The organism is Caldivirga sp. UBA161, from assembly GCF_002506515.1.
Classification (GTDB): Archaea; Thermoproteota; Thermoprotei; order Thermoproteales; family Thermocladiaceae; genus Caldivirga.
Genome location: NZ_DAXS01000082.1, coordinates 1,345 through 17,735 on the forward strand (window position 1 = coordinate 1,345; position 16,391 = coordinate 17,735).

Annotated in this window: 18 protein-coding genes and 1 tRNA gene; 16 read left to right on the plus strand and 3 right to left on the minus strand. The window is 41.7% G+C overall.

Annotated features, from left to right (window positions below; all coding sequences use genetic code 11):
* Both BP896_RS09160 and BP896_RS09165 read left to right on the plus strand, forming a co-directional pair.
* Positions 1-971 (plus strand): MBL fold metallo-hydrolase (locus BP896_RS09160; protein ID WP_291767746.1); only part of this gene is annotated, 971 nt, incomplete at its 5' end.
* Between the two features lie 312 nt (positions 972-1,283).
* Positions 1,284-1,469: a chromatin protein Cren7 gene (locus BP896_RS09165; RefSeq protein WP_291767748.1), complete on the plus strand. Its 186-nt coding sequence runs from the start codon at positions 1,284-1,286 to the stop codon at positions 1,467-1,469.
* A gap of 62 nt (positions 1,470-1,531) precedes the next feature.
* Here the strand turns inward: BP896_RS09165 and BP896_RS09170 are convergent, their stop codons facing one another.
* Positions 1,532-2,191, minus strand: coding sequence for an orotidine 5'-phosphate decarboxylase / HUMPS family protein (locus BP896_RS09170; RefSeq protein ID WP_291767749.1), 660 nt, complete (start codon positions 2,189-2,191; stop codon positions 1,532-1,534).
* Between the two features lie 21 nt (positions 2,192-2,212).
* Entirely contained in the window at positions 2,213-2,875 is a 663-nt protein-coding gene (locus tag BP896_RS09175) for a hypothetical protein (protein WP_291767751.1), read from the minus strand.
* 93 nt (positions 2,876-2,968) lie between these two features.
* Here BP896_RS09175 and BP896_RS09180 point away from each other — a divergent pair, with 93 nt between their 5' ends.
* The 8 genes from BP896_RS09180 (at position 2,969) to BP896_RS09215 (ending at position 8,021) form a co-directional block, all read left to right on the plus strand.
* On the plus strand, positions 2,969-3,799 hold the full coding sequence (locus BP896_RS09180; protein WP_291767752.1) for a sulfite exporter TauE/SafE family protein: 831 nt from the start codon (positions 2,969-2,971) through the stop codon (positions 3,797-3,799).
* Between the two features lie 164 nt (positions 3,800-3,963).
* A complete protein-coding gene (locus tag BP896_RS09185; protein WP_291767753.1) occupies positions 3,964-4,959 on the plus strand; it encodes a glycosyltransferase family 4 protein in 996 nt (331 codons plus the stop codon).
* A 116-nt stretch (positions 4,960-5,075) separates the two neighbouring features.
* A complete protein-coding gene (locus tag BP896_RS09190) occupies positions 5,076-5,444 on the plus strand; it encodes a HEPN domain-containing protein (protein WP_291767754.1) in 369 nt (122 codons plus the stop codon).
* A gap of 20 nt (positions 5,445-5,464) precedes the next feature.
* A complete protein-coding gene (locus BP896_RS09195; RefSeq protein ID WP_291767756.1) occupies positions 5,465-5,773 on the plus strand; it encodes a nucleotidyltransferase domain-containing protein in 309 nt (102 codons plus the stop codon).
* Positions 5,774-5,937: 164 nt separating this feature from the next.
* Positions 5,938-6,417, plus strand: coding sequence for a PaREP1 family protein (locus BP896_RS09200; RefSeq protein ID WP_291767758.1), 480 nt, complete (start codon positions 5,938-5,940; stop codon positions 6,415-6,417).
* Between the two features lie 175 nt (positions 6,418-6,592).
* Positions 6,593-6,693 (plus strand) — tRNA-Pro (locus BP896_RS09205).
* A gap of 609 nt (positions 6,694-7,302) precedes the next feature.
* Entirely contained in the window at positions 7,303-7,677 is a 375-nt protein-coding gene (locus BP896_RS09210; protein WP_414633193.1) for a translation initiation factor, read from the plus strand.
* Positions 7,674-8,021: a hypothetical protein gene (locus BP896_RS09215; protein WP_291767760.1), complete on the plus strand. Its 348-nt coding sequence runs from the start codon at positions 7,674-7,676 to the stop codon at positions 8,019-8,021. The genes BP896_RS09210 and BP896_RS09215 overlap by 4 nt, the downstream gene beginning before the upstream one ends.
* A gap of 90 nt (positions 8,022-8,111) precedes the next feature.
* Here BP896_RS09215 and BP896_RS09220 read toward each other — a convergent pair whose 3' ends face one another.
* A complete protein-coding gene (locus BP896_RS09220) occupies positions 8,112-10,139 on the minus strand; it encodes an APC family permease (RefSeq protein WP_291767762.1) in 2,028 nt (675 codons plus the stop codon).
* 174 nt (positions 10,140-10,313) lie between these two features.
* Between BP896_RS09220 and BP896_RS09225 the strand changes: the two genes are divergently transcribed.
* From BP896_RS09225 to BP896_RS09250, 6 genes are all read left to right on the plus strand, one after another.
* Positions 10,314-11,204: an ABC transporter ATP-binding protein gene (locus BP896_RS09225; RefSeq protein WP_291767763.1), complete on the plus strand. Its 891-nt coding sequence runs from the start codon at positions 10,314-10,316 to the stop codon at positions 11,202-11,204.
* A complete protein-coding gene (locus BP896_RS09230) occupies positions 11,195-12,004 on the plus strand; it encodes an ABC transporter permease (protein WP_291767765.1) in 810 nt (269 codons plus the stop codon). The genes BP896_RS09225 and BP896_RS09230 overlap by 10 nt, the downstream gene beginning before the upstream one ends.
* Positions 12,005-12,156: 152 nt before the next feature.
* Entirely contained in the window at positions 12,157-13,341 is a 1,185-nt protein-coding gene (locus tag BP896_RS09235) for an argininosuccinate synthase (RefSeq protein WP_291767792.1), read from the plus strand.
* Positions 13,328-14,680 (plus strand): argininosuccinate lyase, encoded by a 1,353-nt coding sequence (locus BP896_RS09240; RefSeq protein WP_291767767.1) that lies wholly within the window; start codon positions 13,328-13,330, stop codon positions 14,678-14,680. Before BP896_RS09235 ends, BP896_RS09240 begins: the two co-directional genes overlap by 14 nt.
* A 1-nt stretch (position 14,681) precedes the next feature.
* Positions 14,682-15,830, plus strand: a complete 1,149-nt coding sequence (locus BP896_RS09245) for an aspartate aminotransferase family protein (protein WP_291767769.1) — start codon at positions 14,682-14,684, stop codon at positions 15,828-15,830.
* Positions 15,831-15,879: 49 nt separating this feature from the next.
* Positions 15,880-16,391 (plus strand): DNA/RNA nuclease SfsA (locus tag BP896_RS09250; protein WP_414633194.1); only part of this gene is annotated, 512 nt, incomplete at its 3' end.

Below are 16,391 nucleotides of genomic sequence, written 5' to 3' on the forward strand. Positions count from 1 at the left end.
GGGTGCTTAAGGTTAAATTCAGCCTAAGTACCAGTGTGCTCATGTTAATTACACCGCTTGGTGAGGAGAGCCTTGGCGTCAGATCCATGAGCCTTTACGTAGAGACTAAGAGTTTAAGGATACTGATTGATCCAGGGGCAAGCCTGGCACCATTTAGGTTTGGCTTACCACCGCATCCAAGGGAGTTTGATGCACTTAAGGCCTTTAGGGATAGGTTAATGAATATGGTGAGTAAGGCTGATTACATATTCATATCCCATTACCATAGGGATCACTTCACCCCACCCTACGGTAGCATTTACATGGGTACTGGCGCCAAGGATTATGAATTGATTTATGAAGGTAAGGTGGTATTAGCTAAGGATTATGAAACCGTTAACCCAAGCCAAAGGAGGAGGGGTATTGGGCTCTTTAAGGCTGTTCAAAGCTTAGTGGGTAAGTGGATTAAATGTGATGGGCAAGTTATTAATATTGACGGCACTAGGCTCATATTCTCTAACCCAATACCCCATGGCAAACCAGGCAGTAGGACTGGATACGTGGTGGGTTTAGGTATTATTGATGAATCCAGTTCCCTCGCCTACATACCTGATGTTCAGGGCCCATTATCCAGGGAGGCTGTGGAATTTGCATTAAGCCTTAAGGCTGAAACCCTAATAGTAGGTGGCTTTCCAGCATACCTCCTCGGTGGTAAATCCTTCAAGCAGGAGGATCTTGATGAGGCTAATAATAACCTAATTATAATATGGAATACTGTTAAGCCTAGGAAGCTAGTGATTGCTCACCATTTACTTAGGATAATTAATTGGAGGGATTACCTACCAAGTATGATTAAAGCGCATACTTACGCTTCCCTCCTTGGATTAAGTGATAATCTACTTGAAGCCAGGAGGAGGGAATTATATGAAAATGAGGATCCAGGTAGAGGTTACGTTAATAAATTTAGGAGTAGGGGTAGTGAGGAAGAATAGTTTTCAATTTTAGGGTAATTAATAATGTATGTATTTAAGTAAACTTCCTTATAAGCCCCTATTAACCGTGAAAAGCCTTAGCAATTCTTTTCCAGGATCAGTAATCATTAATGAGTAATAAGAGTGTTTGCTTGCTAATAAGCTTTGGTGATTTAATTGAGAGATTTATGAATAATCTATGGTTAAATATAAGCAATCTCCTACGTAATGATGGCATATTTGATTATTAAAAGAGAGAAAATTAATCTCTTTTCTCCATAATTAATGCTCTTCATGTTTATTAGCCATTACACCGTATACTTATTGACCGGTATGGCAGTAAACGTACAGCAATACCTCAATAAGGAGTATGAAGTGGAGTGCGATGGGCAGATGGTTAAGCTAAAGCCAGTTAAGGCATGGGTGCTTCAGCCAAAGGGCAGGAAGGGTGTGGTAATAGGCCTCTTCAAGTGCCCCAACGGTAAGACATTAAGGAAGGCAATAGGCAAGATTGAGTAATTTTAGTTTAAAAATAATAACATAAATGTAAAAACATTTTTATTTTTTATTTGCCTAATAATCTAGGTACACTTAGCCTTCCTAGACTCCTCCTCAATTTTAATGAATGAATCCCTAGGGTTACTTGACTCATATATAGCCCTCCCCACTATTTCAAAATCAGCACCATTAGCTATTGCACAACCTGGCTTAACTCCCTGCGCACCAATACCTGGACTAAGTATTACATACTCGCTGCCTAAGTATAATCTTGCCCTCCTTATTAAGCCAGGCTTATTACCGCCAATAATTGCTCCAGCGGCGTTTATTTCCTTAATAATACTAATTACTTTCTCAAAGTTAGAGTCATATAACTCACCTCCACTAGTCATGGAAACCAGCACCAGTAGATCTAGGTCACTTACATTAGGCATGTTAACCTTACCTACGAATCCATGGACTATAACCCCACTAATACCCAGTTCCTTAAGCCTGTTTGCAATTATATTGTTTATGAAGCCTACATCAGCTAGTTTAGCATCCATGAGGAAGTAAACATCATTATTATCACTTATTAAGCTACGTAATCCATCAGGCCCTATTGTAAGTAACGTTACCCAACTAACTTTAACTATCTTAACTAAGCCCCTTAATTCACCCATAATATCCCAATACCTTTTAGGTTCAGTTAAGTCCAGGGCCAGCACTATCTTACTTACATTACGTAAGTCTCTTATCCTCATTATGCAATGAGGGTAGGAGGGTTATTTATTTATATCATTGCCCTGATTCACTTGCCTCCTCTTAACACTGTTCCTTAAATCTTCAATTAACTTGAGTAATGCCACTGCGTAGCTTCTTTCAACAACTATGAATACGTCATTATCATACCTAAGCATGTGCCTTATCATTATTCCACTTGCCCTAGCCAACTGAACCATAAATGTTACAAAACCCACAGGCGCCTTCTCACCAAACATTATTCTAACTAAGGTATATTCCTGCTTACCCGCTGGGTTAGTGAATTTACTTAGAATTGCAACTGGTGCTATCAGCTTAACTCTTTCTCCATCGGTTAAGAGTATTGAGTAGCCTTTAAACAACTCCAGTAATTCATGGGACTCATAAAGCTTAACAGTATTCACTAGGCTTAATTCAACTTCATCAACGCCATTAAATATAACTACCTCAGCCTTCTCTAGGGCTTCACCAATATCCCTTATTGAAGTTGGTGTTTTCCTAAATGTTAATCTCTCCAATGCCTTAACTATGGTCATTAAGTTAACCTCCTTACCGACTATTGATTCAACAAGTGGTTTAACCTCCCTGGCTATGGCTGATAGGTTAGCTATACCGCTTGATAATGCGATCACGTAGAGGGGGTTTTCTTCCACAATGACCCTAACGGCCTGCTGGACACTAACCATAACTAAACTATCCTAAACTGGTAAATAAATGTAACTACACGTCATATTTTTGACGAAATAGCTTTTAAATTAGAAGCTAGTTAAGCGTGGATTATGATATACATAACACCACTCCAATACGTGCTCTCAGTAATATCAGGAATACTGGTAGGTTTTTCACTGGGCTTAATAGGGGGAGGAGGCTCAATACTGGCTGTACCCCTCTTCCTATACCTAGTAGGCCTAGATACAATACCTAATGCCGCCCACATAGCCATAGGCACCACGGCATTGGCAGTTGGTTTAAACGCATATGTAAACTCCTACATGCACCTCAGGAAGCATAATGTTGCACCAAGGGTTGGTGGCATATTTGCTGGTGTTGGTGTGGTGGGTGCATTAATAGGAGCATACCTAGGCCACATTACACCAGGTACTAGGTTATTAATATACTTCTCCATAGCCATGATAGTGCTTGGAATATATGTGGCTGTGAGGAGGGAATCATCCAAGGCGGGTACTGAGGATGAGGTAGATAGGGTTATTCAGTCACTTAACAGGTGCCCAAGGTTAACATTAGGCACCATTATGAAGGTGGCTAGCGCTGGTTTTGTAGTTGGCCTAGTGAGTGGATACTTTGGAATAGGGGGTGGTTTCCTCATTGTGCCAGCGCTAATGTTCTCAACAGGCCTATGCATAACTAGGGCTATTGGAACATCACTAATAAGCGTAGGTACCTTTGGCGTAGCCAGTGGGGCGGAGTATTGGGCCTATGGTGAGGTACTGGCGCTTATTGCAGTATTATACGTACTTGGAGGTATTGCTGGTGGTTACGCTGGGACAAGTATAGCAGTTAAGGCCCCTAAGAACACGCTTAGGGTGGCTTATGGAGTCATAATAGTATTAGTAGGCATATACATGCTCTATAGGTTAGGTGTCTTTTAAAATAATAGTTAAATCTTGAGGCTTCCTAATATTCATTCTAATATCCAATGGTAATGTTGATGAGGATTATACTTTTACGTTAATAGGGTTTATAAAATAACTTTATGAATGTGAAGGCCGCATAGTGGTCAAATAGAAAAACAACCCCTACTTAAGGGTAATTTGTGGCTAAGGTAACGGTACTAGTGCCAATTAATGCTAATGGGTTCATTAGGAGGTTTGGACCCATGCTTAGATTATTTTCACTACCCTACAGTGACTTTGAAATAGAGATTACTGGTGACGTATCATCGATAATTGAATCCAGATCCATGGGTCCTGATGCCTTATCTGGACTTAGGCTAGTGGTTAAGGTACTTCACGATAATTTAAGAAGACTAAGCAGTATAGTGCATGCGTTCTTCTGGTACATTAGGCCTGGGACCAAGCTAATACTTGAGACTGATCAATCCCCAGGCCAATTCTTCACAGGTTACTTAAACATGGCCATTACTAAAGCACCAGTGAGGGCGCTATATAGGGATTCATTAATAATTACTTGGAGCAGGTGGGCTAGAGATGGGTTATTGAGGGATGGCTTCAATGATGAGCAAGTGAAGGTGATTCCATTACCCTATGTTGAGCCATTGTTCAGAGTTGAGGCCACTAAAATTAAGGCAGTGGCCTTCGTGGGTTATGATTATTATAGGAAGGGCGGTGACTTAGCCTTGAAGGTCATGGCTATGGTTAAGTCCATTGACCCCTCTATTAAAACAATATATATTGGGCAAATACCACATAGTGCACCAAGATTCATTGATGAGTACTACGCTTACTTACCAAGGTCCAGGGTTCTTAAAATACTTGCGGGATCCATGGTTACCCTGGCACCATCTAGGCATGAAGCATATGGATTAGCTGCCATGGATGCAATGGCTAATAGGTCTATTGTAGTGGCTACTGATGTTGAAGGGCTTGGGGAATTCGTTAAGGTTAATGGAGGTGTAGTATGCCCCCCAAGTGACTTAAACTGCCTAATTGAAAACACATTAAGGTACCTGGATAAGAGGGAACATGAGGTCAAGGCGAACCTACAGTATCAAAGACTCATAGAGAACCATAATTTAGGTAAGGTTAGGAGCATGATGAAGAAGATTTATGAGGAGGTACTAAGTAAATAATACTCCTATGCCTCATTACTCTAGTTAATCCTAGTGAAACTTCATTAAGCTTCTCTAGAGATGCTAATAGAAATATTAAGAGGATGCTTTTAAGGTAAGGCGAATAGTAACCACATATGTCGTACTTACGAAGAAACGCATTAAGCTTCTTAAGGGAAGCTGAACGGGATTTCAATGATGGTGAGCTTAATTTAGCCATGTTTCACCTTGAGCAAGCGCTGCAACTTGCCTTAAAGTACACTCTCTATGAGAGGACGGGAACCTTTAAGAGGGCACATGATGTAATGGACCTCCTTGAGGACATCATTAAGCTGACCAATAATGATAAGTTAAGGGAATTATTGGAGAAGGAGGCTCATATCCTTGATTTATTAAGGCAAGCCTATATAAGTGCCAGATACCTGCCTATTCAATATAGTGGGAGGTCTGTTCAGGAGGCATTGAACCTAGTGAGGTTGATTCTGCATGAGCTTGAGTTACTTTAAGGAAAAATGGGAGNNGGAGAATGGAGATGCTTAGGAATGCGAGAAGTTACTTGAGGATCATGAAAGAAACCTGCATGAAGGAGGTAAGCCCTGAATGCAGGATCTTCCTCTTTGGTTCAGTGGCTAGGGGGGATTATAGGATTGATAGTGATGTAGATGTATTAGTTGTGGTTCCTGAACTTAAGGATGAATGGGATAGGAGTAGGATCTCTACTCTACTGCATAAGGCAGTTAATGCACAGGAACCATTCGAGATACATGTTGTGACCCCAGAAGAGTTCAGGGAGTGGTACCTAAGGTTCATTGATGTATATGAAGAAATAAAGTAAAGAATATCAACAGTAATACTCGTTAAGTCATTTTTAACTAAGGGAATACACTTCACTTTAATGCTATCCACTTGAGGTAATTGATTCAATAATACTCATGGGAATTACTTACCTTGATCCTTAAATTTAATATACTAGGCACTTAACCTAATTTAGAGTAGGCTATGCAGGAGTTACCTAAACCTTGGTTTGACATAGAGGGTTATAAGAAGATAAGGCTTCTGGAAGCTAGGTATGAGTCTGAGTTGGCTAGGAGGTTTCTTGAGGAGGGCCTTGTTAGGGGTGCCGCAGGTAAGGCATATCAAGCCTGGAAGGCCTTAGTTGCTGCCTTTGCTGCAGAGGATAGGAGTAAGTTGAAGGACTTATTTAAAGGTGTAGTTAAGGTAAGGGGTAATAGGGTTATTGAGAAGGTTGATTGGGTAATAGCCATAATGCCAAGTAATGTATTAAAGCGTGTATCACAATTAATAGGTGGTGATATAAGTGTGTACACTAATTTAGCCATACTTATTCATCAGTATCAGTATAATGGGCCTGATAAATCAGGGCTATTAAGCCAGTATTGGGATGATGAATCAGCTAAGGCTGACATTATTCAACTACTAGAAGTAATAGATAGGATACTGCATGAGAGAGGTATCTAAAATTAANNCTAAACTGGCGCAAGTCTTAATCCTGATTTACTAGAATACTTAGAGGTCATCAGCCCCCTCAAGGTACCATAATTAATTACTCCTAATACGTGGCAAAGCTCCTTAAATAATGTTGAAGATGGAGGGTGCAGTAATCTTAAAAAGGAGAATAAGTAATTGCGAATGCGGGGCCGTAGTCTAGCCTGGTTAGGACACGTGGGTTTAACCACGCCTAAGGCACGGCTCGGGCCCGTGTGATCCCGGGTTCAAATCCCGGCGGCCCCACCACTCTGCCTTAACATTAAGTAGTAGGAATAAGGTATATATGGTGGTTCCTTAACCCATGCCTAGGTTCCTCACCTACATCCTGTGAGGAAAACATTAATGTACTTAAAGGTACATGTTAATGGTTAATAAAAAGCTTTACGCAATGATTAGCTTTCATGCTAATAGTTAATGAATGCATGGACTTACAACCATAATTCTTCAAAGCAATGCATTGGGTGTTTTAGTATAGAAGTCATCCCCCATTTATAAGCTTCCCTCACCTCCTCATTATCCATTCCTCCCTCCTTTAATCTTCATCCTTAATTGCAGGGGTACTTGGGAGATCCAAGTCCACGCATAATTTACTTTCCTAATCCATTGAATTATAGGTTTATGAGTTTTAATAATGGGTTAAATGATTAAAATATTTTCAAACCCAAAATATATGAAACCTGTGGTGATTTTCTATGCTGTGAATATGCCTTGATGCATTTACGTTAAGCTAATGAGTGCACTTAGTAATTTATACCATTATTTTCAAGTTTACTGTTTCCATTCCTTAAGTTTCCTAATGGTATCTGTTCGTGGGAAACTTTAAATAGGGGAAGCTGGTCTTATTAAATGTAGGTCATGGGAGAGGTGGATAATAAGCCCAACCAGGATAATGTGATTGACCAGTTACTCTCGTCAATAAGCGGGAGTGATAATGCTTTCAGTGAGTCAATAGCTAAGGAGCAAGCCTTAATTAGGATAAGGGTTGAGAAGAGGAGGGCGCATTACGTAACAATAATTGAGGTTGATAGTAATGATGCTAAGAACATAAATCTAGAGGAGGTGGCTAAGCAACTTAAACGTAAGTTGGCCGCTGGGGGTACTGTTAAGGATAATAGGATTGAGATTCAGGGCGACCACAGGTATAAGATTAAGAAACTACTCCTTGAGGAGGGATTTAATGAAGATAATATCTTCATAGATGAAAATATAACGGTGGTTCAGAATAAATGAGTATAGAGTACATTAAGGATGGCTTTAGGAATGAACTGACTAATAACTTATCAAACCCAGTTAAGGTTCATGAGGTATGCTTAAAATTACTTTCAGAGGTGGCTAAGGTAGTGGGTATTAACAGGGATGTGAAATCCGTGGAAGATGGCTGGATTGTGGTTAATAAGTTAATAGAAATGAGTAATGAGTACGTATTAGCCAGGTTCTATGCTGAAAACTCCTGCCTAGCCAGTAAGCTTCAGGTTAATGAATTAGTGTTAGGTATGTTAATTAGGGATTCAATAACATGCATGGAGAAGATAAGGACCATCGCCCTCGGCATACTTCCGGGGAAGCAGATTTAACTATAACTTAAACTTAATTAACCAGTAGAGTAGGTATTTGGTTAAAATTAATGATTTTTAATGAAATAAATGTAGTTAAGTAAACCTACACTACTTATTTATATTCACTCCTATTTCCTTAAACACGGTAATTAAGTCATCAGTTAATAAACCACTACGGGCACCATATACGTATAAGGCAAGTGCAACAATGGCTGCTGCCACAGTATCCCATGGGAATGGTATTACTGGAGTCTGGAAGACGCTGAAGCTACCTAAGAATGATAGTATTAATGCTGAATATAGAACAGCTATTATCCACCAACCTGCATTAATGTGGCTACGGAGATCCTTACTACTTGCTGATGATGCAACCCAGTAAATTAAGGCCACTAATGTTACTAACGTTACTACAACATAGCCTAAGAAGTCCACTATATGGGTGAATTGAAGCTTAAGCATAGTGACAGGGCTTAATGATGGCCAGCCAGTGGGTTTAGCAAAGGGTAGGTAGATTAGGAAGTAGGTTGAGGCTATTAATACAATCCAGTAAATAATACTGGCAATAATACTAATTCCCCTGCTGGCCCCATACCTATTAACCATAGTGTACATGAAGAATAACGGTAATCCAGCCATAATCAAGGCAAATGCGAACCAAAGGTAATAGAAGCTTGACCAATAGACTATTAGGAACGCCGCAATACTTGCTATCGCCCCGATAACTGACGCTAGGGGAAGCTTAATGGGCCTAGGTGCATTAGGCGCCAGCCTCCTAAGGGTCATTAATGATGGCCCACTAACTATGTAAGTAAACACTGTTGTGGTGGTTATGAAGGATGATATTGCGAACCATGTTGGAAATGGTAGCAGGAAGAGCATGCCCAGTATCCAAGCGGTTAACGTTGGCCACAACGGCACCTTATACTTATTAAGCCTAAGGAATACGTTAGGTAAGTGCCCATCCGCAGCCATACCGTAAATTGTCCTTGCCGTAGTACCTATGTAAATCCAACCTGTACCAGATGGTGAAATCACAGCATCGATAAGCAGTATTACTGCGAAGGCTGCTAGAATTGCAATACCACTTGATGCAAGTATACCGTAAAATGGCCCACTGGCCAATGTAACGTAACTACTGCCTGATTTATAGGCTACGAATTCAGCAATATTACTGCCCACTGGTACGCCTGTATTGCTTATGTAGCCCCAATTCCACGTGCCTGCTGTTGGATGCCCAATAACTTTAACCACCTGGTTGGTTTGAGTATTTATATCAACTAAATATAGGTTGTTGAAGTTTAACCCACCTATGAATGATGTTTGAAGCAGTACGTAGATGATCATTACAACTATGAAGCCTATTATCGTACCCATTATTACGTCAGTTGGCTTCCTAGCCTCACCACTATAATCAACCCCCTGCCTAAATCCCAAGTAGGCGTACGCTATTCCCGTGGTTGGAATAGCCAGGAATACTGCTGCTGAGCCATATGGCATGAAGCCGCCTGCTAATCTAGTGAAGTTAACTGAATGCATTGCTAACGCCATGAGCAGGATGAAGGTTAATGATGGGATGGCTAGCTTCCACCAGCCAACCGCCGTATTAGTCTTACCCATTACATGAACACCAAACCAATTTAGTATGAAGAAGAAGGTTGCTAATACTGCTGCAACTAATACACCAAGTGGGGTCAACATCCCACTGACAGTTAATTGAGGTAACCATGTTGACATATACGTTACTGCGGCTATTGCTTCACTTGGTGCTACCGTCACTGCACTTAGGAAGTAGGCCCAGGCAAGCATAAATGATGCGAAGCCTCCATGAGTATACTGAGGGTACCTCACAATACCGCCTGATTTAGGAAGCATACCGCTTATCTCCGCGTAGGTAAAGGCTATGAATATCATTAGGAAGCCAGCTATTAGCCATGATAGTATTGCGGCAGGGCCTGCGTATGATGATGCACCAGCTGATGCAAATAACCAGCCGCTACCAATCATTGCGCCTATTACCAGAAATGCAATATCCCACTGATTTAAGGCGCGCCTAAGCATTTTATCAGTTTGCTCAGCCTCATTGGAGGTATTGGACTTATTCCCTCCTGCCTTACTTACCCCCTCATCTTTACTCATATCGGTATAATTTATTCTATATTTTTAAGTATTGCGTTTATTATGTATATCAATCTTATTAAATATAGTATAATAAATATGCACTAAATATACTTTCTACTATATACCTTATTGATGCCTCATTATAATTACCAATTAGAGAAAGATTTATACACTCAGCCCGATATCGAGTTTATGCCTGCTGTAGAGTTTGCTAATGTTACTAAGCGTTTTAATAAGATAGTTGCTGTTGAAAATATTAACCTCACAGTCAATGATGGTGAAGTAATAGCGTTGGTGGGTCCTAACGGTGCAGGTAAAACTACATTACTTAGAATGGCTGCTGGTGTTTTACTGCCTGATTCAGGTAAGGTGCTTATTTATGGTATTGATGCCCATAGAGCTGAGGCTAAGCGCCATGTAGGCTTCATGACACCCATGGATAGGGGAGTTTACTGGAGGATTAGCGCATTGGATAACTTGGTGTTCTTTGGTACATTATACGGTTTATCAGTTAAGGAGGCTAGGAGGAGGGGCCTTGAGTTACTTAGGGAGTTTGGCTTGGCTGAAAGGGCTAATGACTGGGTTGCAACATACAGTACAGGCATGATGAGGAGGCTTGAGTTAGCTAGGGCAATGATGCATGACCCAGACATACTGCTTCTTGATGAACCAACCAGTGGTATTGATGTTGATGGTAAAAGAATAATACTTGACCACATAAGGAGACTTAAGGGTAGGAAGACAATAATAATGGCTAGCCATGACCCACAGGAGATTGAGCTTGCCGATAGGGTTATTTACTTGAATAGAAACATAGTGAATACTCTACCAACCCTTAAGATTGTTAAAGTGCTTGTTAAGGGTACATTACCGCCGTTAGACGGCTTCAGGATTACAGACTTAGGTGATGGTAGTTACGTTATTTACGCTAGTATTGATAGGTTTAATGACTTAATTAAGAAGCTTGCCTCAATGGATGGTGGCCTCAGGGTGATTGACCTTAATGTTGAGGTTGCTTTTGCTGAAAGGAATGCTAGGATTGAGGAGAGAATGAACAGGAGGGGTGGTGGGCCATGGGTTTAGCGGCTAAATTATACTCCTTCGTGGTGATTAGGGGATTTAAGGTTTGGGTTAGTTATAAGACCCAGGTTGCGTTAAACTTCATAAGTTGGACAATTCCAGTATTCCTATACTACTTCATTGGTTTAACCTTTGGGGCAAGTAAAATGTCCATGGCGATAGCATCAAACTATAGTTATACGGCGTTTGCGACAGTTGGTATTGCATTCCAAGGCTACTTCTCATCAGCAGTAGCTACGTTGGCTGGTAGAATTAGGAATGAGGAGTTAATAGGTACCCTAGAGTACCAGATGGCGGCGCCACTTAAGCCAATGTCGCTTATGTTCTACTCCACGGTATGGGGGTTCGTAATAAATTCAATAAGCACGGTCACGGTGTTGGCTATTGGCTATGGCTTAGGGATAAAGTACATTATTAACCCCCTCTCAACCTTCGTGGTTCTACTATTATATATGGTGTCAATAATAGGCTTAAACCTAATATCAGGTGCGGTAGTCCTCATAGTTAAGCAGGGTAATCCAGTGGCCTTATTCACCTCAGTGGCCACTAATATACTTGGTAACGTGGTCTTCCCAGTATCAATATTACCCACTTGGCTTAAGGACATGAGCTACGCCTTATCCTTAACATGGGCTCTTGACGGCTTAAGGAAGGCAATGCTATCTGGTGATGGATTAAGTAGTATGGTTAATGACTTAGTGGTCTTAACAATACTATCAGTAATATACATAATATTAGGCATATGGTTAACCAACTACGCCTTCAAGAAAATACTGGAGCAGGGTACCGTACACATGTACTAATAGTGTGTTTAAAGTCCATTATTGATTAAATTAAGTATTGTTCTTAAGGCAATGCGGCAATAAGCCTTAATCCTGTTAATCATTGCGTAACGCTTATTAATAACCACTTTACGTAGGCTTATGGATAACCTGGGACGAGGAGGCCCAGTAGGATAGCCCTAGCCTACTCAGGTGGTTTAGATACCACTGTGGCTATCCACTGGTTAAAAAGTAAGTTCAATGCAGAGGTTGTGACTGTAACCGTTAATGTGGGCCAGGAAGATGACTTCAATGAAATAGAGAATAGGGCCTATAAACTCGGCGTACTTAAGCACTACACAATTGATGCCAGGGATGATTTTACCAATGGCCCCATAGCCTCAGCAATAATGCTGAATGCCCTATATGAGGATAAGTACCCACTTGGAACAGCATTAGCTAGGCCGTTAATAGCTGAGAAGGTTATTGAGGTTGCCAGGAGGGAGGGTTGTGATGCTATTGCCCATGGCTCAACCTCCAAGGGTAATGACCAAGTTAGGTTTGAGGAGGCTATAAAAGCCATGGCCCCTGACTTAACCATAATTGCACCGGCTAGGATATGGGGAATGGATAGGAAAACTGAGGTTGAGTATGCTAGGAGGAATAACATCCCCATCCCTGAAGTCCACAGTAGGTTCAGTATAGATGATAACTTATGGACAAGGAGCATTGAGGGCCCTGAGCTAGATGACCCAATGGTTGAGCCACCTGAAGATGCCTTCAAGTGGACTGTTAACCCAAGTAAGGTTAATGAACCTCTTAGACTTGAAATTGAATTCAAGAGTGGTATACCGGTGGCTGTGAATGGGGAGAAAATGAGGCTTTCCGAACTTATACTAGCGCTCAATAAGCTTGTTGGTGGTCATGGTTATGGTAGGGTTGACCACGTTGAGAATAGGGTTGTTGGATTTAAGTCAAGGGAGGTTTATGAGGCTCCAGCCGCATTAACGCTAATAGAGGCTCATAGGGACCTTGAGAAGTTAATCTACACGCCAATTGAGTATAGGTTTAAGAGGCTCATGGATCAGACTTGGACTGACCTAATATACCAGGGGCTTTGGCATGAACCACTACGCATTGAGCTTGAGGAGGCTGCTAGAGCCATGAATAAGTGGGTGACTGGCGTGGTTAAGGTTACTGTACGCGGTGGCTTAATGATAACAGGTAGGTCAAGCCCATACGCCAGCTACAGTAAGGAGATTGCAGACTATGTGAAGGGTTGGTATCCAAGTGATGAGGAGGCAAGGGGCTTCATAAGCATGTGGGTAATGCATTCATTAACCGCCTATAGGGTAAGGTGGGGTAGTGGTGTATCGTGAGGGGCTTCTGGGGAGGGGGGAATTAAGTAAAATTAGGTACATTTCGTCCCTAATTGATGATATTGAAATATATAGAGAAGTCATACTTTCATTAATAACGCACGTTAATGAATTAGGCAGGGTTGGTGCATTATCAAGTAGTGATGCAGAAGCCATAGTCAACACCTTAAGGTCCATCGCCAAGGAGCAGTATAGGCCCGGTGATGAGTATGAGGATGTTCATGAGTACATTGAGGCTACGTTAATTCATAGGCTTGGTGACGCCGGTGGGTGGATTGGATTAGGTAGGTCTAGGAATGATCACGTGGCGGCGGCCCTCAGGCTGAGGCTTAGGGGGCTTATACTTGAGTTGGCCTCCAGGGTCATTGAGTTGAGGAGGGTGGCTTTGAATAAGGCTATTGAAACCGCTAGTTCAGTCATAATTGGTACTACTCATAGGCAGCCTGCACAGGTAACAACATTGGGGCATTACATGCTTTACCTAGATGAATTAAGCAGTGACTTCCTAACTAACCTCCTTACAATTTATGAAGTGGTTAATAAGTCACCTTTAGGTTCAGGGCCATTGGCGGGTACCATGGTTAAATTAAACAGGGTTAGGGAGGCTGAGGAACTTGCCTTCAATGGTATCGTTGAGAACACGATATATGCAACGGGTTCAAGGTACTTCATGCTTGCCCCAGCATCAATCATAGTATCATATTTAGTTGAATTAGGTAGGTTCATTAATAATATTGAAATGTGGCTCACACCTCAGTTAAATTACGTAACCCTTGACCCAAGCCACCTAGCCACAAGCAGCATAATGCCTCATAAACGCAACCCAGCTACACTTGAGGTTTTCAGGGCTAGGATAGGGGAGGCTGTAGGCCATTTAACAGCAATGTACGCCATTGAGAGGCCTGTTGAGGCCGGCTACCAACTTGACCTACAGGAGGAGGCTAGGCATGCTTGGTCAATAATGAGGATAGCTATTGATGGCGTAGGCATAATGACTGATTTACTAAGGGGGATTAGGGTTAATGAGGGGAGGGTTAATGAGGACTTAGCCAAATACCCTGTCACGGCAGCTGAGTACGCTGAATTAATGTCAATGAATGAGAAAATACCCTTCAGGGATGCCCATAGGGAGGTGGCTGTAATGATTAGGGAGGGGAGGAATCCGGGAATCAACCCCACTGATGCCATTGAGGGTAAGGAGGTTTTAGGGGGGCCTAACCCAAGCGTGGTTACTGAATCAGCTAAGGCTAGGTTAATTGAATTAAATAGCATTGAGGCCAGGGTTAAGGAATTAATGGTAAGAGTTAATAAGGCTGAGGCTGAACTAATGGGTGGTTAAAATGGTTAGGTTAGCCAGGTACTATAAGGTTTACCCAATAGACATTGTTAAGGGTAGTATGCAGTACGTGTGGGATTCTGAAGGTAATAGGTATATTGATGCTAATACTGGCCATGGAGTAGCCTTCATGGGGCACTCAAACCCTGAAATAATTAATGCAGTGAAGGCTCAGTTGGATAAAATAACCACAGTACCACTTAACATGGGTAATGAGGCTAGGGATGAATTCGTAAGGGAATTCTCCAAAATAATACCCAGTAACTTCGAAACAATATTTCCTCAAAATACTGGTACTGAGGCTGTTGAAACGGCTATTAAGATAGGGAAGAAGGTAACCAGGAGGAAGACTATAGTTGCCTTCACGAACTCATTCCATGGAAGAACCCTAGGTAGCCTCTCAGTGACTTGGAATGAAAACTATAGGAAGGCCTTCCAGCCCCTTTACCCTCATGTGAGGTTTGGTACATTTAATAACGTTAATGAGGTTGATAAGCTAATTGATGATGACGTATGCTGCGTAATAGTTGAACCAGTTCAGGGTGAGGGTGGTTTAAACACAGCTACAGCTAATTTCTTGAAGGCATTAAGGGAGGCCACAAGTAGGGTTAATGCATTACTTATATTTGATGAAATTCAATGCGGCTTCGGTAGGACTGGTGAAGTATGGGCATTCCAGCATTATGGTGTTGAACCAGACTTATTCACTGCAGGTAAGGCTATTGCCGGCGGATTACCCATAGGCCTAGTGGTGGCTAAGAAAGAGCTTGGGGATGTCTTCAGCCCTGGGGAGCATGGCTCAACATTCGCAGGTAACCCAGTGGTTATGGCTGCCGCCGCCTCAGCCACTAAAGTCTTCACTAAGGTTAATGTACCAAGTATAGTTAAGGAGGCTGGCTCCCTATTCGCTAAGAGGCTTAGTGAGTTGAATTCAAGGCTTGTAATTAGGGTTAAGGGTATGGGTTTAATGATAGGCGTGGAATTAAGGACTAAGGCTGAACCCTACGTTGAGGCATTAATGAAGCACGGCATCCTAGCTTTAACAGCTGGGGTTAATGTGGTTAGATTCCTACCACCATACATGATAAGCAGTGATGATGTGGAAGCAATTGTTAACGCCCTAGGTGAGGTACTTAAAGGCCCAATAACCTAAAACTGAAGTAATTAAAAACATAGGGAAGAGCATATTTAAGGTCAAGTTAATGAACCTAAAGGTGGTTACCATATTAGGCTTCACCATTAGTAAGCCTGATGTTGAGGGAACCTTAGTTAAGAGAATCAATAGGTTTTTGGGTATTGGTGTAATTAATGGAGTTGAGGCACTAGTTCATATTCATGATCCTGGGCGTTTAACTGAAATACTTAAACCTGGCGTTAAGTTCTATGCATACTCTAAGAGTTCAGGTAAGGCTAAGTTCCACTTAATTGCAGTGGATTTAGGCGATGAATTAGTCTTAGTTAACTCAGCTATTCACAATAATGTGGCCGCCTGGCTCATAGGTAATGGCCTCATTTTAAGAGATTATAGGATCCTAAGGAGGGAGCCTAGGTTTGGTAAAGGTAGGTTTGATTTAATGCTTAAGTCACCCAATGGTGGCTACGCCATGGTTGAGGTTAAGGGGGTTACATTAGAGGAGGGTGGTGTAGCTAAGTTCCCAGATGCACCCACATTACGTGGTGCTAGGCATATGATTGAATTAGCTAAGGCTGTTGA

Bases quoted from the DNA above. Each gene is read 5' to 3' on its own strand.
- BP896_RS09245 (WP_291767769.1), top strand. From the start codon at position 14,682: ATGGTTAGGTTAGCCAGGTACTATAAGGTTTACCCAATAGACATTGTT.
- BP896_RS09200 (WP_291767758.1), top strand. From the start codon at position 5,938: ATGCAGGAGTTACCTAAACCTTGGTTTGACATAGAGGGTTATAAGAAG.
- BP896_RS09195 (WP_291767756.1), top strand. From the start codon at position 5,465: ATGGAGATGCTTAGGAATGCGAGAAGTTACTTGAGGATCATGAAAGAA.
- BP896_RS09210 (WP_414633193.1), top strand. From the start codon at position 7,303: ATGGGAGAGGTGGATAATAAGCCCAACCAGGATAATGTGATTGACCAG.
- BP896_RS09225 (WP_291767763.1), top strand. From the start codon at position 10,314: ATGCCTGCTGTAGAGTTTGCTAATGTTACTAAGCGTTTTAATAAGATA.
- BP896_RS09180 (WP_291767752.1), top strand. From the start codon at position 2,969: ATGATATACATAACACCACTCCAATACGTGCTCTCAGTAATATCAGGA.
- BP896_RS09190 (WP_291767754.1), top strand. From the start codon at position 5,076: ATGTCGTACTTACGAAGAAACGCATTAAGCTTCTTAAGGGAAGCTGAA.
- BP896_RS09220 (WP_291767762.1), bottom strand. From the start codon at position 10,139: ATGAGTAAAGATGAGGGGGTAAGTAAGGCAGGAGGGAATAAGTCCAAT.
- BP896_RS09175 (WP_291767751.1), bottom strand. From the start codon at position 2,875: ATGGTTAGTGTCCAGCAGGCCGTTAGGGTCATTGTGGAAGAAAACCCC.
- BP896_RS09170 (WP_291767749.1), bottom strand. From the start codon at position 2,191: ATGAGGATAAGAGACTTACGTAATGTAAGTAAGATAGTGCTGGCCCTG.
- BP896_RS09165 (WP_291767748.1), top strand. From the start codon at position 1,284: ATGGCAGTAAACGTACAGCAATACCTCAATAAGGAGTATGAAGTGGAG.
- BP896_RS09215 (WP_291767760.1), top strand. From the start codon at position 7,674: ATGAGTATAGAGTACATTAAGGATGGCTTTAGGAATGAACTGACTAAT.
- BP896_RS09230 (WP_291767765.1), top strand. From the start codon at position 11,195: ATGGGTTTAGCGGCTAAATTATACTCCTTCGTGGTGATTAGGGGATTT.